This is a genomic window from Psychrobacter sp. PP-21 (assembly GCF_033790785.1).
Lineage (GTDB): Bacteria > Pseudomonadota > Gammaproteobacteria > Pseudomonadales > Moraxellaceae > Psychrobacter.
The window spans coordinates 17,587-44,008 of the sequence record NZ_JAMYEB010000017.1; the positions used below are offsets into that span (position 1 = coordinate 17,587).

A 26,422-nucleotide genomic window follows, 5' to 3' on the forward strand; every position below is an offset into this window, starting at 1 on the left:
GCCAGCGTGATTAATGACCGTCACTCTTGAGCAACCCTAAGCAGTACTTCAATCGTTGTGGTACTGCTTCATCATATTTATAAACTGATGCGCTAATTGATGACCCGAGTGATGAATCAGTGGCTAGTCTTTTTATCTTGTACCATCCTATATTGAACTACTAAAAATTGAATTTAAGGAATAGCCATGTGTGGAATTGTAGGCGCAGTTGCTGAGAGAAATATTGCCAATATCTTACTTGAAGGCTTGAAGCGTTTAGAGTATAGAGGCTACGATTCAGCTGGTCTGACGGTTATTCGTGATGGTGAGCTACACCGCGAGCGTCAAGTAGGTAAAGTAAAAGCGCTAGTCGATGCTGTCGCCGTCAATCCAGAGTTCTTTGATGGCTATATCGGTATTGCTCATACACGCTGGGCCACCCACGGTGAACCAGCACAGCGCAATGCACACCCACATGTATCAGGCAAAATTGCTGTTGTACATAACGGCATCGTCGAAAACTATGCTGAGCTAAAAGAAGAGCTGATAGCTAAGGGCTATGAGTTTACCTCGCAGACAGATACTGAAGTGGTGGCGCATTTAGTCCATGATATCTATAAAAAAACGCCTGACTTGTTAGAAGCTGTCCGTACTATCATCCCATTACTGCATGGTGCCTTTGCTTTGGGTATTGTACATGTAGATTGCCCAGATGAGCTTATCACTGTGCGTCTAGGCTCACCGTTGGTGATTGGCGTCGGTATTGGCGAGAATTTTATCGCCTCAGACCAGCTGGCTCTACTGCCAGTGACCAATCGCTTTATGTATCTAGAAGAAGGTGATATTGCTAGATTGACTCGCAGTGGCATTCAGGTTTATGCAGATGGTGTTGAAGTCCAACGTCAAGTACATGAAATTGATGCCACTCAGCACAACGCAGATAAAGGTGAGTTCAAGCACTATATGCTCAAAGAAATCTATGAGCAGCCAGATGCTGTCGGTCGTACTATTGAGATGGCTTTAGATAATGGCGAAACCACTAAACTACGCGATGATTTTCTGCAGCGTCATGAGACAAAGCTATCAGGTATCCGTAATGTCCAAGTCATCGCTTGTGGTACCAGTTATCATGCTGGTATGGTCGCAAAGTACTGGTTTGAGAGCCTTATTCGTATCCCTTGTTCGGTCGAAGTGGCAAGCGAGTTCCGTTACCGTAACCCTGTCGTCGTCGATAATACTTTGGTTATCTGTATCTCTCAGTCGGGTGAAACGGCTGATACCTTATCTGCACTACGCGATATCCAAAAGCAAGCACCTGTAGGCTTAGTTAGCTTAGCGCTGTGCAACGTACCGACCTCATCACTGGTACGCGAGACAGATATATTCCTGCCGACACTAGCAGGTCCTGAAATTGGCGTTGCCTCAACCAAAGCATTTACCACGCAGCTGGTCGCACTGATGCTACTAATACTTAAAGTGGGTGCTACTCAGCAACGTATGACCGATGAGCACTTGAGTACCCTACTTGGAGAGCTACAGAAGTTGCCGGGACAGCTATATGCCAGTCTCAGTCTAGATGGTCCTATCCAAGCCATGAGCGAGCATTTTGAAGACAAGAAGAGCTGTCTGTTTTTGGGACGTGGTCTACAGTTCCCAATTGCTTTAGAGGGCGCGCTGAAACTAAAAGAGATCTCTTATATTCATGCCGAAGGCTATGCAGCAGGTGAGCTCAAGCACGGACCATTGGCACTGGTAGACAAAGATATGCCAATCGTCGTATTGGCACCCAAAGACAGTATGTTTGATAAATTAAAAGCCAACATGCAAGAAGTGCATGCGCGTCATGGTGAGCTATTCGTCTTTGCTAGTGAAGCCAGTCAAATGGTAGCAGAGGACAGACTGCATTTGGTAAATGTGCCTGACGTTTGCGAGGCCCTAGCCCCTATCGTCTACAGTGTACCCGTACAGTTGCTGTCGTACCATGTAGCAGTGATGCGTGGCACTGATGTCGATCAACCACGCAATTTGGCCAAGTCAGTGACGGTTGAGTGATATAATTTATTGATTTTATTATAATTGTCAGCGAGTAATAAAGTATCATACTAAGTAATAAAGTATCATACTGAGTAATAAAGTATCATACTGTTGACTCCATTATTACCCCCTGCTAAAGTTTATATAACTTTAGCAGGGGTTTTTTATGCTTCTTAGATTCAACATTGAAGTGCAACGCACCCGAAGCTAGATTTTACCTCAAGCGGTGTTCTAAACCCTAGCACCTTTCTAGGTCGATTATTTAAACTGTCTTCAATCGACTGAACTAAGTGCCTGCATAGGTTATCTAGACGCATCGACTTAGGTAGAAACTGACGAATTAAACCATTGGTATTCTCATTCGTTCCGCGCTCCCAAGAATGATAAGGCTGAGCGAAGTAAATATCAGCCTTTGGGTAGCGCTTTGATCTTAGTCTCTCGAGTCGTTCTATCTACTAAAGTAACCAGAACACCTTGATGTCCATGACCAACCACCGTATCCCCTTCATAATCGCCCATACGACTGCGTGTCTCAATGATGCTAGGACGCTCAGTAATATCACAGCGGTTCGCTATTTTCCCGCGCCTATCATTGCCTTGCAGATACCGTCTCTTATAACGCTTTTGACATCTGAGGGTGGTGTGTAGATCACCCCCTGCCTTTTTGTCAGTATAGATGTGTTGGTATATCGATTCATGGCTTGGGACATCTTGCCAACCCAGCATCCTCAGTCGCCCTGTTATCTGTTCAGGGGAGTAGTGTTTGCTGAGTAGATGCTCAATATAGCACCAGCCAAAGCGACTAATCTGTGTGCTATTCTTAACTTTGCGCGCTTTTGCCAAACGATGGGCTTGTTTGGGGCGATAACCCCTTTGTCCCAGGTTTCGCCTTATCTCCCGACTCACCGTTGATTTATGACAGCCGATAATTCTAGCTATTTCACTCATGCCTTTTTTAGCTTGCAATAGTGCTGATATTTGATATCTTTGCTCTTGGGTAAGATGTGTATAGTGTTTCATAACGTTCTGATATGTAGGAGTTGAAGTTTGAAATGCAACACGGCACATCTTACTCTTCAACTCATTCTTTTAAAACGTTGCACTTCTTATTTGAATCTAGGCTTTCAAAAAAACAAGAAAAGTGGCTTAAAGAAGGTAGAGGTCAGGGGGAGTTTGCCGAGTACAAACCTTGGATAAAAATATCTGATATATCGTCGTCAGGTCGATCCCATAGGGTTTTCGGTCACAAAACAAGACGTACTCACCATTTAATGTCTGATTTAGAGCTAGCAACATTTCTATTTCTTGAATGGAGTCAAGAAATAATAGATATTCGAGAGCAATTTCCTCTTAAATTTGATGAAACCCTTCAGATTGCAGAGAATATGCAAGTAAAGCATCCTGCTATTAGAGGCAATACTCATGTTATGACATCAGACTTTTATGTTGTGAGCTCTGATAAAGAGCTTAGCCAATTTGTTTTGCAGGCAAAATATTCAAAAGATCTAATGAAGCCCAGAACTCTAGAGAAGCTAGAGATAGAGCGTCGATACTGGCACTCTAAAGGCATTTCGTGGCAGATAATCACTGAAAAAGACATACCTATAGCCGTTCAAAATAACATTAAATGGCTATATCCAGAAACTACTCTAAATAGGTCAATTGATAGTCAAGACAATTTGAATTTTTACGCTAAGGAATTTACCAGATATCCTGAAAAAAGCATTATCGCTGTATGCAAAGATATTGATACTGCATATTTCAGTGAGGTAGGTAGTTCGCTTAATGAGTTGAGAACGCTATTAGGGCTGAGGTTCTTCACATTTGTAGTGGTCAACTAATTTAGGACAGCTGATAAGAGGTTTTGATTAAAGTAACGTCTCTCTTTTTCTGCTGGCGGCAAATAATCGTTGAAAGCATGCGGTCTCACGGTCTGATAATAGCCCCAGATGTAATCAACAATGGCGCTTTTAGCCTCAGCGATATCCTCATAACCGCCCTTTGGCATCCACTCAGTTTTGAAGCTTCTGAAGAATCTTTCGGTCGGCGCATTATCCCAACAATTTCCACGACGGCTCATGCTTTGCGTCATACCCTCATAACTCGCCACGGATTCAGCAAACTTCTTGCTAGTGTAATGGGTTCCTTGATCAGAGTGAAACAACACGCCACTTGGCTTTAAGCGCGTCTGATACGCCATTTGCAGCGCTTTGATTGTCAACACGCTGTCAGGGGAATCTGACACCGAAAAGCCCACCACACGACGGGCATATAAATCTAAAACAACCGCTAGGTAGCACCAGCCGCCTTTGATACGAATATATGTGACATCACCCGTCCAGACCTGATTGGGCGCTGATGGGCTAAAATTACGGTTCAGTATGTTGTCATGAGCTTGGTGTTCTTCGTCAGCTCGCTTGTATTTATGTGTTTTTAGCTGGCAACTGATGAGCCCCATACTTCTCATAATCTTAGCAGCTAAGTAACGTGTCAGCTTAATGCCATGCTCATTCATCAAGATAGCAGCAATGCTGCGAGCGCCAGCTGATTGCTTTGAGTCATTAAATATTTGGCGAATTAAGGCTTTAAGCTTGACCATTTCAATATTTATCGGCTTTGGCTGCAAGCCATAGTAATAGCTACTCTTAACCATGCCAAACAGGTCACACAATTGAGTTTTACTCATCTGTTTGTCTTGCTCTGCCAGCTGACTTATCAGCGATAGTCGCTCAGACTGTCCAAGGCTAGCAGAGCTGAAGCCTCACTCGAGCATAGCTCTCGTCTTGCGTCGGGACGAAGCAGTGCTTCGTTTTATCCCTCCTCATTTAAGATGTCGCGCTCCATAGTCAGCCGTTTTACTTGTTTACGCAGTTCTTGGAGTTCTCGCTGTTCATCGGTTAAGGCATTGCCGACTTTAGGTGCTTGTCCACCCATTTCTTGACGGTACTGACTCAGCCATTTCTGTAAGGTGGATTTGCCAATGCCAAGTGAATCAGAAACGTCGGGGATGCTACGGTTGTGATCAGTGACTAAGCTGATGGCTTCAAGTTTGAATTCTCGGGTATATTGGTTGCGTTTGTTGGTCATACTAGTTTCCTTTTTTAGGGTAGTATAAACCTCTTATGCACTGTCCAAGTTTATTATGCCACTACAGTGGTGACTTTAAAGCGCTTATGACGACGGCACTTGATGCCGTGTTCCTCTTTAATACTTCTAACCATGTAGGGACTGATGTCATGGCCTTGCTCGCTTAGATGAGCATGCAGTCGATCTGCGCCATAACGTTCTTTCGTTTCATTGTGAGCCGCTTTAACCAGTAATTCAGACTGGTTGCGATGTATCTGTTGGTCGCTGAGATCACGACTTAGCCAGTCGTAATAGCTTGATGGCTTAACCCTTAACACACGGCACATAGTGGTGATGCGAAAGAGGAACTGGTTGTCTTTGATAAAGGCGTACCTGACTAACTGTTTTTCGCGAAGTACGCCGTGGCCAACTCGAGCATAGCTCTCCCCTTGCGTCGGGGCGAAGCAGTGCTTCGCTTTATCCCTCCTCATTTAGTATTTCGCGTTCCTCTTCAGCCACTTTGAGCTGCCGCTTGAGCTGCTTTATTTCCTGAAGAGCCGTCATAAGATCAGGATCGTATTGTTCAGTGCCCACAAGCTTGCCTTGATTGGCTTTGTTATGCCAATTTGATAGCGTTTGCATGGCAATGCCAAGCTGCTTTGCAGTGGCTGAGATATTGCCATTATTGTCTGATATCTTCTTGACGGCCTCGGCTTTAAATTCGTCACTGTAGGTTCTTACTTTCTTGGTCATGATAAACTCCGATTAATACGCTTAGTTTACCAAGTTTACCTCGACGGTTTCTTCAGCATAGCTCAGTAATTGCTATGACAACGCACCTATAGAAAGCTTCTGGGGCGTCTTGAAGAATGAACTAGTATATCATCAAGATTATAAAACGAGGTTTGCAGCCACTAGCGATATCATTGGGTATATTGAGCTGTATTATAATCAGACTAGGATTCAAAAGGGCTTGGGCTATCGAGCGCCAAGACAGGTGTGGTTTGACTACTATCGTCAGGCTGCGTAATTAAAATCTCCCAAGTTTGGTTCTACGGATTTGACAGCATGGGTCAATGAAGCTTACCTGACAGTCTCAAGTCTAATAGCTTCTAAACCAAAGAAAACCGCTAAGAATATAATGGATGTTATAGTGAAACCATTATAAAAATGGTATAGCAAGATTAAACGCTATTTTTCGCAGCCTCTGGAGACGCAGTCACAGCAAGTAAGAAAAGTAGCATTTTATAACAGATTACTAAACTAGGCGTGATTTTCAATATTAAACCCCACTCTCAACTTATTTTTCTAAGGTATTGGTTTACTTAGTTTTTAAAATTTCAGTTAAAACAATTAGAATTTTAAATTCTATAAAAATCAAAGGCCTACGATAAGTTGAGATTGGCGTATATTAAGCAATATCATATCGTTCTTAGTCTTCATATTTCAAACACACCAATCCAAATCTTTAAAATAACCCTTTATAAAGAAAATAAAGCCCCACTACGAATAACAATACCGAAAAGCACTTTTTTAACAGTGGCGGTGAGAGCATATGAGCGACTTTTGCCCCAACTTTAGCGGTAAAAAAGCTCATACTCGCAATGCCCAAAAAGGCATAAATATGCACAAAGCCAATGGTATTGGGTACATCAACTTGCTGCTGCATACCAAAGAACATAAAGCCGAGCGCACCAGCAATGGCAATAGGCAAACCACACGCCGCCGACGTGCCTACCGCCTTTTGCATAACCACATTATAACGGGTGAGATATGGCACCGTTAAGCTGCCACCGCCAATACCAAAAATGGCCGAAGCCACACCAATAACACCACCTGCCGCAAGTTGCTTGGGTTTAGACGGTAATACCACAGGCGTATGACTCGCATCACTCATATGTGTACGTCTTTTACCAGCGGTAAACATTCTATAAGCGACCCACAGTAAAAACACCCCGACAATCAGCTGCAGATATAACCCTGATATTTGCCCTGCTATCCCTGCTCCCAAAAAACACCCTAGCGCCAAACCAGGTGCTAGATTTTTAAAGACCGGCCACATGACGCCGCCCTTTTTATTATGCGCCATCAGCGAGCTGATCGAAGTGACGATGATGGTCGCAAGCGACGTCCCCAAAGCCAGATGCATAATGGTATCGGCATCGTAGCCCATTTGGGTAAAGACGATAAATAACAGCGGTACGATAATGGTGCCACCGCCCACGCCGAAAAGCCCGGCCGCAAACCCTGCTAGTGCACCTATGATTAAAAAAATGAGTAGTTCCACGGGATAGTGTCTTCTTATATAGATTTATTTTCTGAGCAAGTGCTCTATATTAATGCCAGTTATGACTTATACAAGCTCAACTTGACCGACGTAATGATAAGCACGGTTAAAATACACTAAACTCTCATCTTGCCCGCTTGGGGATTCTGGAGGTTTGATAGCGACCACTCGGCACATCAGCACACTATGCGTACCCACTTCTTGAATGTGCTCAATCTCACAATCAAAGCTCACTAGCGCATCTTTCAGGATAGGCGCGCCTGTCACAAGCTCAGTCCAAACTCCTTGCTCGAAGCGCTCATCTGAGCTTAGTTTAGAAGCAAAAGCATTGGATAAGTGTTCATGCTGGGCACCAAGCACATTGACGCTCAAGACTTTATTATCCACAAAATGCCCATGTGAGCGAGCGGCTTGATTCATACATACCAGCAGTGTCGGCGGTGTATCAGTGACGCTACATACCGCCGAGGCAGTAAACCCATGAGTGCCTGACGGACCATTGGTGGTGATCACATTGACCGCCGTGGGCAATAGCGCCATGGCATCTCTAAAATCAGTGGCTTCAATCATATCTTTTATCATTACTGCAATCCTGAGAAACGTTAAATCTATAAGTACCTTGTTAACTGAGGCCACTCATAAGCTTAAACAAGCCAAAACTTGTTAAGTTTTGCTAAACGCTCAGCTCTTGCCGCACGATTGCCGCACCAGCGCTCAGCGCATGTAGCTTGCCGCGTGCCACCTCACGAGACAACGGCGCCATACCGCAGTTGGTCGAGGGATACAGCTTGTCCGCATCGACAAATTGTAAGGCCTTGCGTAGCGTATCGGCTACCTCCTCAGGAGTTTCAATATCATTAGTAGCGACATCGATTGCACCAACCATCACTTTTTTACCGCGAATGAGCTCTATCAAATCCATGGGCACATGCGAGTTTTGACATTCTAATGAGACGATATCGATATTGGACTGCTGCAATTTAGGAAACGCTTGCTCATACTGACGCCACTCTGAGCCCAGTGTCTTTTTCCAGTCGTTATTGGCTTTGATGCCGTAACCGTAGCAGATATGTACTGCTGTCTCACATTGAAGTCCTTCTATAGCACGCTCTAGTGTCGCAATGCCCCAATCATTGACATCATCGAAGAATACATTAAATGCAGGTTCATCGAATTGGATAATATCCACGCCTGCTGCTTCTAACTCGCGGGCCTCTTGATTGAGAATTTTAGCAAACTCCCATGCCAGCTTTTCGCGACTTTTATAATGATCGTCATACAGCGTATCAATCATGGTCATCGGCCCAGGCAATGCCCATTTGATCGGCTTGTCAGTATGCTTACGTAAAAACTTGGCATCTTCTACAAACACAGGTTTTTGGCGGCTCACGGCACCCACCACTGACGGTACGCTGGCATCATATCGATTGCGGATACGCACGGTTTCGCGCTGGTTAAAATCCACGCCGTCTAAGTGCTCAATAAAGGTAGTGACAAAGTGCTGACGGGTCTGCTCACCGTCACTGACGATATCGACGCCTGCTTGCACTTGCTCTTGTAGCGATACTAGCAGCGCATCCTGTTTTGCCTGAAGCAATTCTTCACCGTCAAGTTGCCACGGCGACCAAATTTTTTCAGGTTCTGCCAACCAAGAGGGTTTTGGCAAGCTGCCAGCGGTCGATGTTGGTAATAATAAAGTCATGTCGTATTATCTTCTCTATTTCAGATGTCTCTATTTTAGGTGTTATAGCGTGCGCTTTTATATTTGGATTTTTTAAGCGACGTTCTCGTTTACAGCGTAATTGGCCGCCCATGCTTCAAGAATATCTTGGTAAGGCTTGATAAAATGCGTTTCGGTAAATTTGCCTTGCTTGACCGCCATCTGACTACGCTCTTCACGGTCATAGACAATCTGCGTGAGCGAATAGTCTTGGTATTTTAGGCTTGGCTGATAGACCTGACCTGCGCTTGAATTGGCATTATAAATCTCAGGGCGATAAATCTTTTGGAACGTCTCCATGGTGCTGATTGCACTGATGAGCTCAAGGTCGGTATAGTCGCTGAGTAAGTCACCTGCAAAATAAAACGCTAACGGTGCGACGCTACCTTCAGGCTTAAAATATCGCACAACTAAGCCCATCTTGTGAAAATAGTCGTCGGTGAGCGAGTATTCATCTTGCTTGTACTCGACACCCAATACCGGATGTTGATTGTTGGTACGATGATAGGTTTTGCTTGTCGACACACTCAGGCAAATCACAGGCTGCTTATCGAAATTGGCTTTATAGGCATCTGAGTTCAATAGGTACTGAAACAGCTTGCCATGCAAGTCACCAAAGTGCTCTGGTGGCGGTGACGTTGGATTTTTATCGAAATGATCTAATAGCACGACGCTAAAATCATAATCGCGCACATATGATGAAAAGCTATTACCAATCATACCGTTGATGCGTTTGTTTTCTTTGTGGTCAATAATCGTTGTTTTGAGTGTTTCAATGACAGGAAAAGCATCGCCATTGCCTTCGATATCCATATCTACAGAGACGATATCAATCTCAACAGAATAACGATCTGCTGTAGGATTGTCCCAATGCGCAAGGGTATTAAAACGATTGTTAATCATCGTCAACGTTTTGCGTAGGTTATCCTCGCGCTGCTCTCCGCGTGCTAAGTTAGCAAAATTTGTCGTCAGTCGTGTATTGTCAGCAGGATGATAGTTTTCATCAAAACGAATGCTTTTAATTGAACAGCTAAACTCTTTACTCATAATGATTCACCACTTTCATATTTAAAATAGAACAAAATATCGTTATGGGTGAATCATACTCAAAACTTTACATGAATAAAAACGATACTATTTTAATATAGGATGAATTTTATTCATCTTTCACACAGATCTGGAATTAGATATAGATTGATAAGAGCATTTTTGACTATTGCTATAAAAAATCTAAGTCTGCAAAAAACTGAGAAGTGAACGCTTTGACCAGTGAATAGACCAAAGAATATAGCTTGAGGCTTAATGAGAAGTGATATATGGGCGATACGGTATTGTTTCATTCATTAAAACAATGTCATTAAAGCAATGTCATGAAAATATTGTCATAAAAACCAGTTAGCCCCGCTATTATTGGCTTAATAGCAGGGGCTTCATACCTTCAAAGTTCATGACTCTAAAATAGATTGGACCTAACTGACCTCTTTAGGCTTAGGTTTATTACTCGAATAAATAAAATACAGCGCAATCGCCAAGCACACTAACGCACTGATGCGACTGCCTGACAAACTGATGGCTTCATTACCGAGCCAACCAAAATTATCGATCAATACGCTCATACTCAGCTGACCAAAGATCACCGCGACCGTGGCCACAGCGGTACCAATACGCTGTACGGCAACCACCATGATGACGATATAAGGCACACCGTACAATGCACCAAGCAACTGCCATTTAGGGACATCCATCAACGTCACCGCATGATTGGGCTCAAAGAAGAAAATAAGCAATGCGGTCACGACTGCCCCGACAGAGAACGTCAAAAAGGCACTTTTGAAAACGCCAACATTACTACCCAGCCGACCATTCAATGCCGCTTGTACGCTCAAGGTCGCCCCGCCAATCACTGCTAGTACAATCATTAAAATAAGCATCATGTGATCTACCCCTTTGCCATAAAAATAAGTGCTGCAATGATGAAACCTAACGCAATCACTCGTCTAATATCTATTTTGCGCTCTTCGGTTTCAAACAACCCATAGTGATCGATAATCAAACTTTGAAAGACCTGACCTGCAAGTATGCCAATCATCGTCAGTGCAATCCCAATAACGGGTGTGACCACCGTTAACACCACCACGTAGACAGGTCCCAAAATGCCACCAATCAGTAGCAACGGCGGCTGTGAGAAAAACGACGGGCTCTCTCGCGGACTAAAAAACAGCATCAAAAAAAACGTCAAGGCCGCCCCAACGCCAAAAATACTGAGCGTCGCCCATAACTCACCCACTTGACTGCCCAGCGGGCCAAGCAGTCCGGCCTCGACCGACAACCCCATACCGCCTAAAACCACCACCAGTATCAATAAAATCTGCATAAAACGATCCTCAATGAGCAATGCCGCGTAGTTTACCGCAGCCTATACCCACGAAAAACGCTATAATGTAGAAATGACTTTTGCATAAGTTGCACAAATGAATACCGTCGACAACATCAGCATAAAAACCCTACTGTTTTTTATCAGCGTCTTTAATGCCCAGAGTTTCTCTGTCGTGGCACGAAAAGAAGGAGTGTCTGCCTCAAAAGTGTCTCGTATCATCAAGCAATTAGAGGACTCGCTAGGGCAGCAGCTTTTTTATCGTAATACCCGCGCCGTCATTCCTACTGAGGCGGGACGCATGTTTATGAGCTACGCGCATGCGATGACCGAAAGCATGAATGCGGCGCAAAAGGAGTTGCAAGACAGGACATTAGAACCGGGTGGGTTGTTAAAAATTAACGCCCCTGTGTTTTTTGGTCAACGGCATATCGCACCTTGGATACCAGCGCTCAGTACTCGCTATCCCAAATTACAGATAGACTTAACGCTCACCGATGATTTTGTGGATCCCCATCATTATGCAACCGACGTTATTTTTCGGATTGGCACATTGAATGATTCGTCCTTTCATGCACGTATTTTCGGTGAGCAAACCTATCACCTTGCAGCCGCGCCAGCATATATAAATAAGCATGACACCCTACAAGCGCCATCTGACTTGGCTCATCATAAATGCTTGGTTTATAAAGGCTCATCAGGGCCAAACCGCTGGTTTTTTAAGAAAAATGATAAAAACTGGACACCAGTTGCCGCCCCTGCGCTGCTCATGTCAAACAATGCGGAGTCGTTGCTGGTATCAGCGCTCAAAGGCATGGGGGTTGTACTGTTTCCTGACTGGTTAATCGGTGATCATTTAAAGAGTGGTAAGTTGGTGAAGCTCCTACCTGAGTATGAAACTGCCATCAAGACGACGCCTCAGCATATCGCTGCTATCTATCCAAATACGCGTCACATCTCTTTGAATGTCAGAACCTTGATTGATTATTTCACTGAGATCTATGGCGAGCCGCTATATTGGCAGGTCAACTAAGAAACAATGAATGAAATTCCGTAATCTACCTTAATCTTTATAGAAAACTCAGATAAGACAAGACAAATAGCCTCAAGCGTTTATATCAGACAAAAAAATAGTAGCGATACGTCATCTATTAAATGACCTATCGCTACTATGTTTAGAGCTCTCTATCTTTAGAGTAATGTCTTTAGAAGCTATTCTCTTTCTAATACCACTCTGTAGCGAGCATTACCGCTTTCTAAGCGCTCAAACGCTTCGTTAATCTCAGACATTTTATAGGTTTCAGTTACTGGCTGGATATTATGTCGAGCAGCAAAATCTAACATTTTGCGCAGCGTCGATGGTGAGCCACCGGGTGAGCCTGATAGGCTTTTTTGCGCCATAATCATGGGCGCGACCGATATCTCTAGCGGTGCTTCTAATATACCAACAAAGTGTAGTTTGCCCTTTGGCTTCAATGTCTGAACAACCAGATCCCAATTCATATCGACGTTTACCGTTGAGATGATCAAATCAAAAGAACCCGCGACTTTTTCGATTTCGCTATCTTCTCTTGAATTTAGCGAATGATGAGCACCCATCTCTTTTGCTTCTTCCAGTTTCGACTCACTGGTGAATGCGGTCACTTCACAGCCCCATGCATTGGCAAACTGCAATGCAAGATGACCTAAGCCACCAATACCGATCACGGCTACTCTTGAGGTTGGTGTGATACCGTACTCTATAAGTGGGTTAAACACGGTGACACCGCCACACAGCAGTGGTCCCACTGCATTAAAATCTAGACCTTCAGGTACTTTTATGACACTGGTATCTTTTGCGCGTACTTTATCTGCAAAGCCACCATGGTTACTAATGATCGTCCCTTCTTGCTCAGGGCATAGGTTATGATCTCCACCGATACATAGATCGCAGACGTTGCAGTACCCTTTATGCCAACCAAGTCCAACTTTGTCGCCTAGCTCCAGATGCTTGACATGTTTACCCTTATTGAGGACTTTACCTGCAACTTCATGACCACCGACGAACGGGTACTCGGTCATGCCCCATTCGTTTTGCCACATTGATAGATCACTGTGGCATATGCCGCAGCTGTGTACTTCGATTTCTACTTCGTGATCACCTAGAGCACCTGGGTCATACTCATAAGGTTCAAATTTGCCACCTTTCTCTTTTGCTGCATATGCATTAATCATCGTTATTCCTTATTTTTAGTCATTGTGATAGTTAGATTTTTGGTCGTTGTGATTGTTGATTTATAACTCTATTAGCGATTGGGACATCAAATACATTGTTGAGGTCATTTTTTGCCAAGGGATCAACATTACTAAGATATTTACTGAGATACCTGTTGATTCGATATAGAAAATATTTTGGATACAAACGTTTTGAATAGAAATAAAAACGTCTTCAATAAATCCAATTGAGCGGACTATAGCAAAGACTGACGCTATTACACTATCACCTTTAACAAATTAGAACCAACCTCATACACAGTCTCATACTTAAAGGGCTGAGCACAGCTACTACTAACGCTTTGCGGCTTCAATCTGAATATTCAGCTGCACTTCGCTGGTGATACCTAATAGCGTATATTTACTAATACCCCATTTTGTTCGGTCAATGATTGTAGTGAAATCACCACCACAGACTGGCTTTTTGAGTATTGGGTTCAGATAACAATTGAACTTAGTCGCTGTTAATGTAACGGGGTTGGTCTTGCCATGTAGCGTCAACATCCCATCGATTTTACTGACGTTTGAACCATTATCATCGGTTGAAAAGTACCATTTAGTAGACTCAAATTGTGCTAATGGAAACTGCTTAACATCAAAAAAATCTGCGCTTTTGAGTGCAATATCAAACCCTTTATCTCCTGTATTTAAGCTGTTCAGAGGAATAACCAACGAGATATCACCAGTTTTAGCAGCGGCGTTGTAGTCTAGCTGTCCAGTTAGATTGTAGAACCCACCTGTGTTGGTCGAGGTATTAAAGTGGTCAATAGCAAAACGTACATTGGTATGTGTAGGGTCAATATCATAAATCACTGCATGGCTGCTAGTGAGACCCAACATACCTATACATACAGCTGGTAGAAGCTTGCGAGTGGGCAGCATGATTGCCGCAAGAGACATTCGATTCATAATAACATTCCTTTGTGATCGTAAATGATAGGGCAATCGTGTCATTTATATTCTTTGCAATCAGGCCCTTATGTATATTGCGCTCTTATATAATGACAACAAGCCCATACTTAATCAATAAGTATGGGCTTGTCTGTTTTGATACGACATCATTGCTAGTAGTATGTCACGCAAATGATCGACCAAAGACATCACATCATATCTTACTGTCCGTGGTTGCCTGATCTTTACCGCTTGGCACCAGCCATTTGGCAAACCATCCTGACAAATCATCCATCAGAGTATAGACGACTGGAATGACCACTAGACTAAGTAACGTTGAGGTGACCAGACCGCCCAATACCGCTGCTGCCATTGGTCGCCTAAATGTTGGGTCAGCATCACCCCAACCGAACACCAGTGGCAACATACCAGCGCCCATTGCAATAGTAGTCATGATAATAGGGCGTGCGCGTTTGCGACATGCATCTACAATAGCCTCAAAACGTGCCAAGCCTTGGCGCTGCGCAATCAGCGCATAGTCGACGAGTAGAATTGAGTTTTTGGTCGCAATACCCATGAGCATGATAAAACCAATCATCGACGGCATCGACAAGCTACTATTGGTAATAACCAAGCCAACAAACGCCCCGCCTATCGATAATGGCAATGCCATTAAGATAGTAAACGGCTGCAACAAACGACCAAACAGTAAAATGAGTACACCCAAAATACAGACGACCCCCACTGACATGGCAATGATAAACCCACTAAAGAGATCAGCCATGTTCTCAGCTTGACCCTGATCAATGATAGTAATTGCAGATGGCAGTTGCTGCATGGTCGGCACAGATTTGACCGCTTGGACCAAATCGCCAAGCTCACCACTTGCTGGTTGTACGGTGATACTAATAGCCCGCTCGCGATCTAACCTACTGATCTGCGCAGGACCTGTGCCAAAGTCTAGATCAGCGACCTCGCCCACGCGTACTCCTTGTCCTGCAGGCAGTGTACTCGGTACATATAGACCTTCTAACTGACTCACATTTTGCTTGGCCACATCTGGCAGACGCACTACGATAGGAATCTGACGCGTATCCAGATTGAGCTTTGACAAGCGCTGCTCATAGTCACCAACGGTCGCCACGCGCAATGTGGTCGCTATGTCCTGAGTTGTGACCCCTTTATCAGCCATTGCCAGTCTATCAGGCGTTACCGTCAGCTCTTGACGCGGCAGACTACGGTCACTGGTCACAGCGCCTGCACTTGGTAGCCCGCGTATTTCGGTCATGATTTGCTGGGCCGTTTGCTCCAGCAGTTGCGGGTTGGTGCTGGTCAATGAAAAGTTATAGCCACTCTCCCCGCCACTTGATAAGCCTACCGTAAAGCGTGCTCCTGGCACATCTGTCATCAACTCGCTGATTTTTCTTTCGATTTCTTTTTTGGTGCCTCGTTCTGCACGTGGCGCCAGCACAATATCTAAGCCTGCGATGTTTTCAGCTTTGCCGCCACCACCATCTGACGCACCCATCGATGCCTGCGCCTCTCCCACGGAGGTGAAAATATTGGTCACCTCAGGCATCGCTAAGATACGAGTGCTAGCAAGTGCCGCCACGCGCTCTGTATCGGCTAATGACACATCAGGTGTCAGCTCAATGGCAACCCGAGTCTGGTCGATGTCATTATCCGGAATGAATGAGGTCGGTAACAGCTTGACTAACCCTAGTGATGCTACAAACAGTACCAATGTGGCACCCATGGTGAGCCAGCGGTGATGCAGTGTCCAAGAGACGATCTTAAGATAATACGTCATGATCGCGCTTTGTTTTTCGACGTGTTTTTTCTCTGGTCTGAGTATATACGCTGCCATCATAGGGGTGATCAGACGCGCTACCATGAGTGATGCAAAGATCGATAACGCAGCGGTCCAACCAAACTGACGAAAGAACTGTCCGACAATACCGCCCATAAATGCCGTCGGTAAAAACACCGCAATCAAAGTAAAAGTAGTGGCAACCACCGCCAGACCAATCTCATCGGCCGCTTCCATAGCCGCCTCATAAGGCGTCTTGCCCATACGTAAATGCCGAATGATGTTTTCGACCTCAACGATGGCATCATCAACCAACACCCCGATGACCAATGACAACGCCAGCAGCGAGATGATATTGAGGCTAAACCCAAACAAATACATACCCAAAAAGGTCGGTATTACTGATAAAGGTAAGGCAACGGCAGCAACAATCGTCGCTCGAATATTGCGCAAGAACAGAAATACGACGACAACGGCTAAAATACCCCCTTCGATTAGCATACGTAGCGAGGATTCATAGTCTTCAGCTACTGGCGTTGCGCGATCATAAACTTTTTCGATACTGATATTACCCACATCAGCTGTGAGCTTGGCAAGTTCATCATCGACAAGCTTCATGACATCGACTTCACTGGCACCGCGTGAGCGAGTGATGTTGAATGCCACCACCGTTTCTCCATCCAGCTTAGCAATAGAGCTTGGATCAGCTGCGCCATCAGTAATTTGTGCCATACGCCCAAGCGCTTGTGTACCGCCTGTGGGCACAGCAACCTGTACATTATTGAGCTCATTTGCACGCTCAACAGCACCCAGCACACGGATAGTTTGAGTGGTATTACCCACTTCAGCTTCCCCGCCCGAGCTGTCTTGCTGGATACCAGCGATTTGCTGTGACAGTTGCGAGATGGATAGTTTTAGACCACTGAGCGCAATTGGATCAGCAGCAACTGTGATTTCACGCTGTAGACCTCCAACACGGCTAACGGTACTGACACCAGGTATATCAGAGAGCCGCTTGGTGACGGTATCGTCGACAAACCACGATAGATCCTCCACACTCATGTTTTGAGCGGCCACAGAATAAGTGACGACTGGAAACCCTGCCGTAGATACTTTGGTAATAATAGGATCATTGGCAGCGGCTGGTAGATCTCCTCGTACTTCACCGACTGCCGAGCGTACATCATCGACGGCTTCTTGAATGTCTTTTTCTAACGTAAACTCAGTCGCCATCGTCGCGGCACCAGTCTGTAACGTGGTACGAATATGACTCACACCCTCGATACTGGTCAGCTTATTTTCGATCTTCTTTGCGATGTCGTTTTCGAGCTGTGAGGGCGCGGCGCCTGGTAGTGTTACCGTCACGACCACAGCGGGTAGATCTATATCTGGGAACTGCTGCACCTTCATTTTCATGAAGCCGTAAATACCGCCCAATGTTAGAAGCACAAACAGCAAGATAGCCACTAGCGGGTTTTTGATCGAGTAAGCAGAGACGTTTAAACTCATGACTGTGCCTGCACTGCTGTACTCGTTTGGCTCACACCATCTACGATACGCACCAAGTCACCATCATTTAAAAAGCTACCACCTTGTTTTACAATTCGGCTATCACTTGGCAAAGGCTCTAATACGGCGACATTTTCACCCAGTCTTTCGCCTAGTGTCACACGCTGTTGCTTGATACGGCCCATAGACTTGTCGTCTCGAGACGTGGTCTCAGCCATCACTAGCATCACATAATCGTAGCCATCGTTGCTCACGATAGCGCTATTCGGAATCGTTTGGGTATTGGTACTTCCAAGCAGGAACTGGCCTGTCTGATACATGCCAGCACGTATGTTTGCATTGGGTGCCAAACTTGCATAAATCGTGATTTGGCGATTGCTGTCTGCTGTCGGGGCAATACGGCTCACCTGCCCCATCACTGCATCACCGCCAGGCAGAGCGACTCGTACCGATGTACCAACGTTGATATCGCCAATGAGTTTAGGGTCGATATCAGCTTGCCATTCTAAAATACCGCCTTTGATAATTGTAAATAAAGGCTCGCCGCCTGCGACCTGCCCAACCTCTACCATCTTGGCACTGATGATACCGCTCACTGGTGCGACCACTTTTGCATTATCACGTGTCAAACGCTGATTGCTCAAACGAGCTTTGGACGCCTGCAAAGCGGCTCTTGCACGTACTTCAGAGGTACGATAGCGATCAGCTTCTTGTTTGCTAATGGCATCAATATCGATAAGAGGCAATACACGTGCCGCATCTGCACTAGCATTGGCAAGGGTTGCTTCTGCTTCTGCGACATCTGCCTCAGCCTGTAGCACTTGTTGCTCCATCGCATCGGTGTCAAACATTGCGAGGACTTGTCCTGCGCTTACGCGGTCACCCTCCTCGACCAGTATACGTTCGATGGCAACACCATTTACTTTTGCACTGACGTTGGCAGTGTCTTTGGCATTAATGGTGCCATCAGCACTGAGTGTACTACCGATCTCCTCTTGGCTTGGACTGATAGTTTCTACTGAGAGCACAGACTGCTCCGTACTAGCGCTACCATCAGCTATATTATCGCCTGCCACACTAGTGGACGCTGCTGACTCGTCCGTTGCTACCGTATCATTATTGCCCCAATACTTGCCCAAGAGGACACCAACGACCAGCACCGCTGCCAATACAGGTAGTAGCCATAGCGGCATTTTGGAAGTAGAGTTTTGAGACAGGGTATCAGATTGACGATACGGTGGTAGTTTGGAGGGTTCGGATGGCTCAATATTGGTGTCTTGCTCGCGAGTTGGTACGTGCTTATCCTCAGGCTGTTTAAAATCACTCATAGTTGGTCTCTATAAATAAGCACGGTACTAACGCCGCAAGAAGTATAAGGGAAACAAGATGATGTAAACCGATATTATCAACAATAGTCTTTTATCATTGTAGACTATCTCTTTACAGGGTCAATTGTGTAGAATATCTGCATAGTCAATTGATGATGATTATCAGAATATAGTAAGACATTGAACTTGATAAAGATATTAACAGGCAAAATTATAATGTGAGTAAAAAACCGACCACGATAATTTATCGTTGTATATCCACATTGCGTCCAAACCTATTTATCTATTCTTTTATATCTAATATTCAGCCTTCAAGGCATCTCTTTGACAATAACGCTTAATCCTTTATCCTTTGGATAGATAAGTAGCTGAACATGATGTCGCAGCGAATGCACGGATATGTAAAAGGCGCACTTAAAACAGCAACTTGCAATAACTCACGATACATACGCCCTACAGTTTATACTTGTATTTATGAGGTAATTTGTCATTATTGATATAACGTCATCAATAAAGGAAACCATCATGGCTAATAAAGCAGAAGTAAAAAAGATTAAGCAAGATATTAAAGATACCAAAGTAAAAATTAAGCAAAAACAGAAAGATCTTAAAGATTTAAAGAAGTCATTAAAAAAAGCAAAAAAAGCCAAATAGCTTTTTGCTGAGAAATGGCTTAATGTTGATAATAAGCCGCTTTTATAAAATAGCTTGGGTTTAAAAATAGAAGAGGATAGCGTTGGCTGTCCTCTTTTTTGCTGTCTATTAATGGTACGAAGATCGCAAACGGTATTGCTAGGTTTGATTTGACTAGGCGTTGGTATAACGACTGGCCTCTGGCATCCAGCGATGAATCAATTGGCTAACATCTGGTTTACGCGCTGGATCTGCTATCAAATGCTTAGCCAAACGCTGAGCAATGGCAAATAATTGCTCATCACGTATCAGGTCAGCCAAATAATATCCGACGTTACCCGTTTGGCGCTTACCCAGTAGCTCACCCGGTCCACGCAGCTCTAGATCCTTTTGAGCAATAACAAAACCATCAGTGCTATCACGCAATACCTTGAGACGCTCTGTGCCAGTCTCCGAGAGTGGCTTTTGATAGAGCAGCACACAGTAGCTTTTAGTAGAGCCGCGCCCAACACGCCCGCGTAATTGATGCAGTTGTGATAGACCCAAGCGCTCAGCATTTTCGATCACCATAAGCGACGCATTAGGGACATCAACGCCCACCTCGATCACGGTGGTGGCAATCAATAAATCTAAATCCCCTGCTTTGAACTCTTGCATGATGGCTTGCTTATCAGCAGATTTCATTTTGCCATGCACCAGCCCAATGCGAATATCTAAGCGCTCATTTAAGTCTTCATAGGTGGCTTCAGCCGCTTGTGCATCTAGCACGCTTGATGCCTCGACTAACGAGCACACCCAGTAGGCTTGCCTGCCTGCCTCACAGTTAACAGCTATGCGCTCAATCACCTCATCACGTCGGTTCCGATCAACGGTCACCGTCGTGATTGGTGTGCGTCCTGGCGGCAACTCATCAATGATGGAGGTATCCATGTCGCCATAGACACTCATTGCAAGCGTCCGCGGAATTGGTGTTGCTGTCATGATCAGTTGGTGCGGCGTGCTGTTGGCTACGCCTTTATTGGTCAATGCCATACGCTGCTCAACACCAAATCGATGCTGTTCATCAATGATGACCAGACCCAGTTTGGCAAACTTTACTTGCTCCTGGAACAGAGCATGCGTACCAACGATGACTTGTACGGTATTTTCCGCAACCGCTTCCAATGCCTCGCGACGTTGTTTAGTCGTTTGCTTGCCGGCAAGCCAGCCAACACTGATTCCCAATGGCTCAAACCATTGCTTAAAGTTTACCAAATGCTGTTCTGCCAAGATCTCAGTCGGTGCCATTACGGCCACTTGCCAACCGCTGTCTAACGCATATCCGGCAGCCCCTGCTGCAACCAACGTCTTACCAGCGCCCACGTCACCCTGTACCAGTCGCAGCATCGGAATTGAGGTTGCCATATCTGTGGTGATATCTGTCATCACTCTTTTTTGGGCACCCGTTAAATCAAACGGCAATGCGCCAAACAATTTATCGGTAAGCTGGCTATGGGTAGTACATTTAGGGGCTTTGTGCTGATGAAGTTGCTGGCGGCGATATAGTAGACTGAGCTGATGCGCAGTCAACTCTTCAATAATCAAACGCTGACAGGCAGCATGAGTGCGTGCCGTCAGTTGGGTCAATAACTTGTACTGCTGGCTCGCATTTGTATAAGTCGGCGGTGTATGTAGCAGCACTAGTGCTTCAAATATCGTTAAATTATAGACATTGTGCTGAGCAATACTGGCAGCAACGTTATGTATGTCATTATCTGCCTGATAGGTAGAAGGACTGGGCTTATATACGCTATTGCCAATCGCATTGCTAGTCACATTGTCAGGTACACTGCGTACCAACGTCGAAAAAATATCTTCGGTATATTCGGCCTCTGACACCGCTGATTTGGATGGCTCAAAAGGCACGAGTGGTAAATCAGCAACGAATGCAAAGTCTTTGGCTGTGAATAACGTCATGGGCAAACCCTGACTACGAACTGTCTGCAATGCCAGTTTAATCAAGGTACGTAGTTTGTTTTGATGCAGACCTTTTACGCTAGGATAGATAGGCTGTAGACCGGTATCGGTTGTGACAGTATTGTCAGTGATGATCTGATACTCAGGATGGTGTATTTGTTTGCCGTAACGACTGACTTTGACTTCCCCAAACAGCTGTAGCCGTGTCCCCATATTCATGGTCTGTACCAGACCACGATAGACCTTAAAAAACCGCAAGGATATCGTACCCGTATCATCGTCCACGGTCACGGTCATACCGCTACGTTTGGTATCAACATGGACGACTCGACCGGTGATCAACGCCGACTGTCCATGCGCCACCTCGCCAATTGATACCAGTCGACTGCGATCTTCATAATCACGCGGTAAGTGGAGCAGCAAATCAAATATCCGTTTGATATTCAGTTGCGCTAGTTGCTCTGCCACTTTTGTTCCAACGCCTGCCAGCGCTGTCACTGGCATGTCTAGTGCTGAAGGCGACAAGTCAGACCTTGTGTGGACTTTTACACTGGCTAAAGAAGTATTCATTGATACTGACATCAAAAATCCTAACGATATTATTTTTAATTTTTATATACTAAGGGTGTTTTTAATATACCGTACATATTGGCAGTTGTCATAAAATAGCTACCATATATAGCACATATAAAAATACCAATTCGTATCATTATAGCTGACAATACAATTGCTTATGCCCAGCTATTTGGTAATACTGCTGCAAAACAATCCAATGGCAAACGACTGAACGTCTGACTGTTATCCATTGAACAACGTCTGTCTTCTTTTTACATCATGGCAACGCTATAAGGTACTTTTATGTTTGCTTCTGTTTGGTATGGTCATTTTCACTCTCCTCTAGGCCTGCTACGCGCCGGTTTAGTGACTGTATTTGGACTCACTATCAGTGCTTGTAGCACTACAACGCCCGCCGATCCAGTAACTTTAGAACCAGCCATAGCGCCACCTAGTGTAGCCTTGGTATTGGGCGGCGGCGGTGCGAAAGGGTTTGCTCATGTGGGGGTAATCAAGGCGTTAGAAGAGAATGGCATTAAACCTACAATGGTGGTTGGTACCAGTGTCGGTAGCTTAATTGGCAGCTTGTATGCGAGTGGCTACACGCCTGCACAGCTTGAGCAGTTGGCACTGACCACCTCGGACAGCCAGCTGACAGATTTTACGATATCCAATCAAGGATTTGTTGAAGGTATCAAGCTCAAAAACTTTATTAATAATAAAGTGAACGCAAAAGCAATAGAGGCGTTTCCTATTAGCTTTGCAGCGGTCGCAGCAGAAAAGCATACTCTAAAAAAAGCCGTCTTTACGACGGGTGATGCAGGTCTTGCTGTTCAAGCCTCTTGTAGCGTGCCTAATATTTTTATCGCGCCGCGCATCCCCGAAAAAGTCGGTAAAAAATACGTCGATGGTGGGGTGGTGAGCCTAGTCCCTGTAGATAGCGCTCGTGACTTGGGTGCGGATATTGTTATTGCTGTTGATGTGACCACTGCTCAAAACAATGGTGCTACGGTTAATAATCCCCTAACCATCAGATCATTGAGTGACTTTTGGGGATTTCTCGAAACCAATATCGTATCACCCGCAACGAACCAACGCACCTCATCAATGCGCCGCGAGCGAGATCGTGCTGATATTGTCATTACACCAAATATGGGGCACATAAGCTCAATAGATACAAGGCAGCGCCGTCATCTTATAGAAGCAGGCTCACAAGCAACTACACCTCACATCAGCGCTATCAAACAACTGATACAAGAAAAGTTCAAAAGCAAATACGCAACCCTTTAGTCAGGCCTATCCAAAGACGCTTATCTAAAAACGTGTATCCAAAGATACTTATTCAGAAACACCTACCAAAAAATTTCAGCCAATATTTATCTCAGTACATAAAAAAGCACCATAGCTATGAACTATGGTGCTTTTTGTTAATGCTTACTGTTACCTGGTAGCGCTTAGCAAACCCCTCAGAATAAAGTTTTTAAAGCCGTAGCTGATTTGGTGTTATTTAACACGCGCGCGATATTTTACCGCTACCGTATCATTTAGTCCAACGCCTTCGAGATCCCAGCGAACTGCTTTATAGTATCTGAGCGCGACATCTTGCAGTTGATTATCTACCTTTGTACGTAGTGGCATACGAGCGAAGTTGTTGCCATCAACACTACCATATGGGAAATCAGGTGCCACGGTACCAAGCAGCTCTACTTGATCAGGAATACTCATAGTAACCGTCATCTTACGTACACGATCTGCATTGGTATTGGTGAAGTATCCTTGATACTCCAAAACATTGCCTGATTGCAATCGAGTATTAGTATCAACAGGAACGAGAGTCTCTTGACCATTGGCATCGACGCTTACCAACGATGCTGTGATTTTGCTATTGACCGCTTGGGCGCTTGAGTTACCGCTCGCACTTGCCTGCATTGCCATTGAACTATCAACTGCTTGCTCTGGTGTTGGGAGCATTGCTGATGCTTGCGTGACTACCATTGCACCGATGAGCGTACCGGCAACAACGTGAAATAAGCGATGACCGCTCCAAGCACTAAATGGGCTAGCAAATTGGTTACTTTTTTTCATAATTCTCATTATCCCTAGTTGATATTTCGGTAAAACGCAGATGGCAAAGCTTAAACTTTTTAAATCTATTCAATAGCTGTCTTATATCGCTCATGACTGCTTGAGCAACCTAGCCCTAATACTACAGCACATATAACTGATGGTATTACTTAAACCATAGCCGACAAGCAAATTATTATTATCTACTTTTTAACTATTTTGTTCTATCAATTACATGATCACGTCATCGTTGCTATTTTTTTCAGAGCCACTCTTTTTATAAAGTCACTTCTTACAGAGTTACTTCCTACAAGGTTACTTCTTAAAAAATCACTATTTTTATGATTATCTTCGTTCGCTAACCGTAAAGCAATAGCGCTTAGCATAGCAAAAAGCTTTTGTGTGTACATTAACCCCGTGTTGAGGTTGTGTATATCAGAATACTGCGATGAAACACCCGAACACAGCTGAAATAAAAGATAGCTCATAACCGCGTTTTTTGCTATGGTAAATCTTTAGCGTAAGGCATGTTTTTGCTGCGCACTCTTTCTTATTCTAACGACTACTGCTCCCATTATGACTACTAGTTCCATGCCCCAGATTAATCCTGAATACGTCCATTGGTTCCGTAACTCTGCCCCATACATTAATACCCATCGCGGCAAAACGTTCGTGATCATGTTTGGCGGTGAAGCGGTCAATCATCCTAACTTCAGCACACTGATTCATGACTTTGCTTTGCTCCATAGTTTGGGCATCAAGCTGGTACTGGTGCATGGGGCGCGACCACAAATCGAAAAAAACCTCAAAGACGACAATATTGAGTCTCCGCTACATCAAGATATCCGTATCACACCGCGTGCCGCGATGCCAGCCATCCTACAGGCGGTTGGCGCTATTCGTTTACAGATCGAAGCACAGCTGTCGATGGGACTTGCCAATTCGCCTATGTATGGTTCGCGCATTGATGCCATCTCAGGTAACTTTGTGACGGCGCGCCCTTATGGCATCCGTGAAGGCATTGATTATCAAATGACGGGCGAAGTTCGTTCTATCGATGTGGAAGCCATCAAAAACAATTTATTACACGACCACACCGTGATACTAGGCTCTATGGGCTATTCGGCAACGGGTGAAGTGTTTAACCTGCTCGCTGAAGACGTTGCGCTTAGTGCTGCAGTAGCGTTAGGAGCCGATAAGCTTATCTTCTTGGGTGAGGAAGCTGGCATCAATGATGGTGATCGTTTATTACATGAGATGATTCCCAACGAAGTGGATCGCTTCTTGCGCGACCGTGATCTAAACTGTGAAATCAATTACTTCTTAAACTGCGCAAGCCTAGCATGTCGCCAAGGGGTACACCGCACACATATCATCTCCTACGCCAAAAATGGCGCACTACTAGAAGAGCTATTCACTCGTGATGGTTCTGGTACGCTTATCAGCCACGACCCTTACGAAGAGATTCGCCGTGCCAATATCGATGACGTGGTTGGTCTTATCGAGCTGCTATCCCCTCTAGAAGAGCAAGGCATCTTAGTCAGCCGCTCACGTGAACGCTTAGAACAAGAAATTGATAATTATAGTGTCATCGAGCGTGATGGTATGATTTTGGGCTGTGCCGCGCTACATACGTTAGATGCTGAATCAGCAGAAGTGGCTTGTGTGGCCGTACGTCCTGAGTATCGCAGTGGTAGTCGCGGTGCTGACTTACTTGCGTTCTTGGAGCAACAAGCGCGCAGTCATGGCTTGCATAAGCTATTTGTTTTGACGACTCGTACCGCGCATTGGTTCGTTGAGCAAGGCTTTGCTGAAGTTGAAGCAGATGCCTTACCAGAATCACGTCAAGAGCAGTACCATAATGGTCGCAACTCTAAAGTCTTTCAAAAGAACCTATAGAGGATAGCCAAGCTGATATTATTCTTATTTGACTTGCTCTAACAAGGGTAATATCAATCAAAGC

General features: G+C 44.8%; 20 protein-coding genes and 3 pseudogenes. 7 read left to right on the top strand and 16 right to left on the bottom strand.

All coding sequences use genetic code 11. The features are described 5' to 3' along the window. Positions 1 to 186: 186 nt before the first annotated feature. The gene (gene glmS / locus NJD71_RS11490; protein WP_319052087.1) at positions 187 to 2,031 is read left to right on the top strand and encodes a glutamine--fructose-6-phosphate transaminase (isomerizing); all 1,845 of its coding nucleotides are present in this window, start codon (positions 187 to 189) and stop codon (positions 2,029 to 2,031) included. Positions 2,032 to 2,192: 161 nt separating this feature from the next. On the opposite strand, the pseudogene NJD71_RS11495 reads toward glmS, so the two are convergent. Continuing rightward, positions 2,193 to 3,033: pseudogene (locus NJD71_RS11495) on the bottom strand (IS30 family transposase). A gap of 32 nt (positions 3,034 to 3,065) precedes the next feature. Between NJD71_RS11495 and NJD71_RS11500 the strand changes: the two are divergent. Then, positions 3,066 to 3,854: a TnsA endonuclease N-terminal domain-containing protein gene (locus NJD71_RS11500; RefSeq protein ID WP_319052088.1), complete on the top strand. Its 789-nt coding sequence runs from the start codon at positions 3,066 to 3,068 to the stop codon at positions 3,852 to 3,854. Here the strand turns inward: NJD71_RS11500 and NJD71_RS11505 are convergent. The 3 genes and pseudogenes from NJD71_RS11505 to NJD71_RS11515 all read right to left on the bottom strand — a co-directional run. Beyond that, complete coding sequence (locus NJD71_RS11505) at positions 3,851 to 4,732, bottom strand: IS3 family transposase (protein ID WP_319052113.1); 882 nt, start codon at positions 4,730 to 4,732, stop codon at positions 3,851 to 3,853. The genes NJD71_RS11500 and NJD71_RS11505 overlap by 4 nt on opposite strands. Positions 4,733 to 4,824: 92 nt before the next feature. Next, entirely contained in the window at positions 4,825 to 5,100 is a 276-nt protein-coding gene (locus tag NJD71_RS11510) for a transposase (RefSeq protein ID WP_298910444.1), read from the bottom strand. 65 nt (positions 5,101 to 5,165) lie between these two features. Next, positions 5,166 to 5,832: pseudogene (locus NJD71_RS11515) on the bottom strand (transposase); the annotation flags it as partial. 67 nt (positions 5,833 to 5,899) lie between these two features. Between NJD71_RS11515 and NJD71_RS11520 the strand changes: the two are divergent. Beyond that, positions 5,900 to 6,109: pseudogene (locus tag NJD71_RS11520) on the top strand (IS3 family transposase); the annotation flags it as partial. 438 nt (positions 6,110 to 6,547) lie between these two features. On the opposite strand, the gene NJD71_RS11525 reads toward NJD71_RS11520, so the two are convergent. From NJD71_RS11525 to NJD71_RS11550, 6 genes are all read right to left on the bottom strand, one after another. Beyond that, positions 6,548 to 7,366 carry a sulfite exporter TauE/SafE family protein gene (locus NJD71_RS11525; RefSeq protein ID WP_319052089.1) on the bottom strand — a complete coding sequence of 273 codons (819 nt, stop codon included), beginning with the start codon at positions 7,364 to 7,366 and terminating at the stop codon, positions 6,548 to 6,550. A 66-nt stretch (positions 7,367 to 7,432) separates the two neighbouring features. Then, entirely contained in the window at positions 7,433 to 7,936 is a 504-nt protein-coding gene (locus tag NJD71_RS11530) for a flavin reductase (RefSeq protein ID WP_025646795.1), read from the bottom strand. A gap of 103 nt (positions 7,937 to 8,039) precedes the next feature. Then, on the bottom strand, positions 8,040 to 9,068 hold the full coding sequence (locus NJD71_RS11535; protein WP_319052091.1) for a methionine synthase: 1,029 nt from the start codon (positions 9,066 to 9,068) through the stop codon (positions 8,040 to 8,042). Between the two features lie 72 nt (positions 9,069 to 9,140). Next, a complete protein-coding gene (locus tag NJD71_RS11540) occupies positions 9,141 to 10,133 on the bottom strand; it encodes a DUF1852 domain-containing protein (protein ID WP_319052092.1) in 993 nt (330 codons plus the stop codon). 422 nt (positions 10,134 to 10,555) lie between these two features. Beyond that, positions 10,556 to 11,017 carry a DMT family transporter gene (locus NJD71_RS11545; protein WP_319052114.1) on the bottom strand — a complete coding sequence of 154 codons (462 nt, stop codon included), beginning with the start codon at positions 11,015 to 11,017 and terminating at the stop codon, positions 10,556 to 10,558. 8 nt (positions 11,018 to 11,025) lie between these two features. Further along, entirely contained in the window at positions 11,026 to 11,460 is a 435-nt protein-coding gene (locus NJD71_RS11550) for a DMT family transporter (RefSeq protein ID WP_201600155.1), read from the bottom strand. A 97-nt stretch (positions 11,461 to 11,557) separates the two neighbouring features. On the opposite strand from NJD71_RS11550, the gene NJD71_RS11555 reads away from it, so the two are divergent. Further along, positions 11,558 to 12,493, top strand: coding sequence for a LysR family transcriptional regulator (locus NJD71_RS11555; RefSeq protein WP_319052093.1), 936 nt, complete (start codon positions 11,558 to 11,560; stop codon positions 12,491 to 12,493). A 179-nt stretch (positions 12,494 to 12,672) separates the two neighbouring features. On the opposite strand, the gene ahr is transcribed toward NJD71_RS11555, so the two are convergent. From ahr to NJD71_RS11575, 4 genes are all read right to left on the bottom strand, one after another. Next, positions 12,673 to 13,674: an NADPH-dependent aldehyde reductase Ahr gene (gene ahr / locus NJD71_RS11560; RefSeq protein ID WP_201600889.1), complete on the bottom strand. Its 1,002-nt coding sequence runs from the start codon at positions 13,672 to 13,674 to the stop codon at positions 12,673 to 12,675. Between the two features lie 333 nt (positions 13,675 to 14,007). Beyond that, the gene (locus NJD71_RS11565; protein WP_319052094.1) at positions 14,008 to 14,622 is read right to left on the bottom strand and encodes a YceI family protein; all 615 of its coding nucleotides are present in this window, start codon (positions 14,620 to 14,622) and stop codon (positions 14,008 to 14,010) included. A 196-nt stretch (positions 14,623 to 14,818) separates the two neighbouring features. After that, on the bottom strand, positions 14,819 to 17,923 hold the full coding sequence (locus NJD71_RS11570) for an efflux RND transporter permease subunit (RefSeq protein WP_319052095.1): 3,105 nt from the start codon (positions 17,921 to 17,923) through the stop codon (positions 14,819 to 14,821). Further along, positions 17,920 to 19,251 carry an efflux RND transporter periplasmic adaptor subunit gene (locus NJD71_RS11575; protein WP_319052096.1) on the bottom strand — a complete coding sequence of 444 codons (1,332 nt, stop codon included), beginning with the start codon at positions 19,249 to 19,251 and terminating at the stop codon, positions 17,920 to 17,922. The genes NJD71_RS11570 and NJD71_RS11575 overlap by 4 nt, the downstream gene beginning before the upstream one ends. A gap of 525 nt (positions 19,252 to 19,776) precedes the next feature. Here NJD71_RS11575 and NJD71_RS11580 point away from each other — a divergent pair. Next, positions 19,777 to 19,905, top strand: coding sequence for a hypothetical protein (locus NJD71_RS11580; RefSeq protein WP_319052097.1), 129 nt, complete (start codon positions 19,777 to 19,779; stop codon positions 19,903 to 19,905). 153 nt (positions 19,906 to 20,058) lie between these two features. On the opposite strand, the gene recG is transcribed toward NJD71_RS11580, so the two are convergent. Next, positions 20,059 to 22,410, bottom strand: a complete 2,352-nt coding sequence (recG, locus tag NJD71_RS11585) for an ATP-dependent DNA helicase RecG (RefSeq protein ID WP_319052115.1) — start codon at positions 22,408 to 22,410, stop codon at positions 20,059 to 20,061. 288 nt (positions 22,411 to 22,698) lie between these two features. On the opposite strand from recG, the gene NJD71_RS11590 reads away from it, so the two are divergent. Continuing rightward, complete coding sequence (locus tag NJD71_RS11590) at positions 22,699 to 23,685, top strand: patatin-like phospholipase family protein (protein WP_319052098.1); 987 nt, start codon at positions 22,699 to 22,701, stop codon at positions 23,683 to 23,685. Positions 23,686 to 23,898: 213 nt separating this feature from the next. Here NJD71_RS11590 and NJD71_RS11595 read toward each other — a convergent pair whose 3' ends face one another. Beyond that, positions 23,899 to 24,480 (bottom strand): hypothetical protein, encoded by a 582-nt coding sequence (locus NJD71_RS11595; RefSeq protein WP_319052099.1) that lies wholly within the window; start codon positions 24,478 to 24,480, stop codon positions 23,899 to 23,901. A 555-nt stretch (positions 24,481 to 25,035) separates the two neighbouring features. Here NJD71_RS11595 and argA point away from each other — a divergent pair. After that, positions 25,036 to 26,358 (top strand): amino-acid N-acetyltransferase, encoded by a 1,323-nt coding sequence (argA, locus tag NJD71_RS11600; RefSeq protein ID WP_319052100.1) that lies wholly within the window; start codon positions 25,036 to 25,038, stop codon positions 26,356 to 26,358. Positions 26,359 to 26,422: the final 64 nt, after the last annotated feature.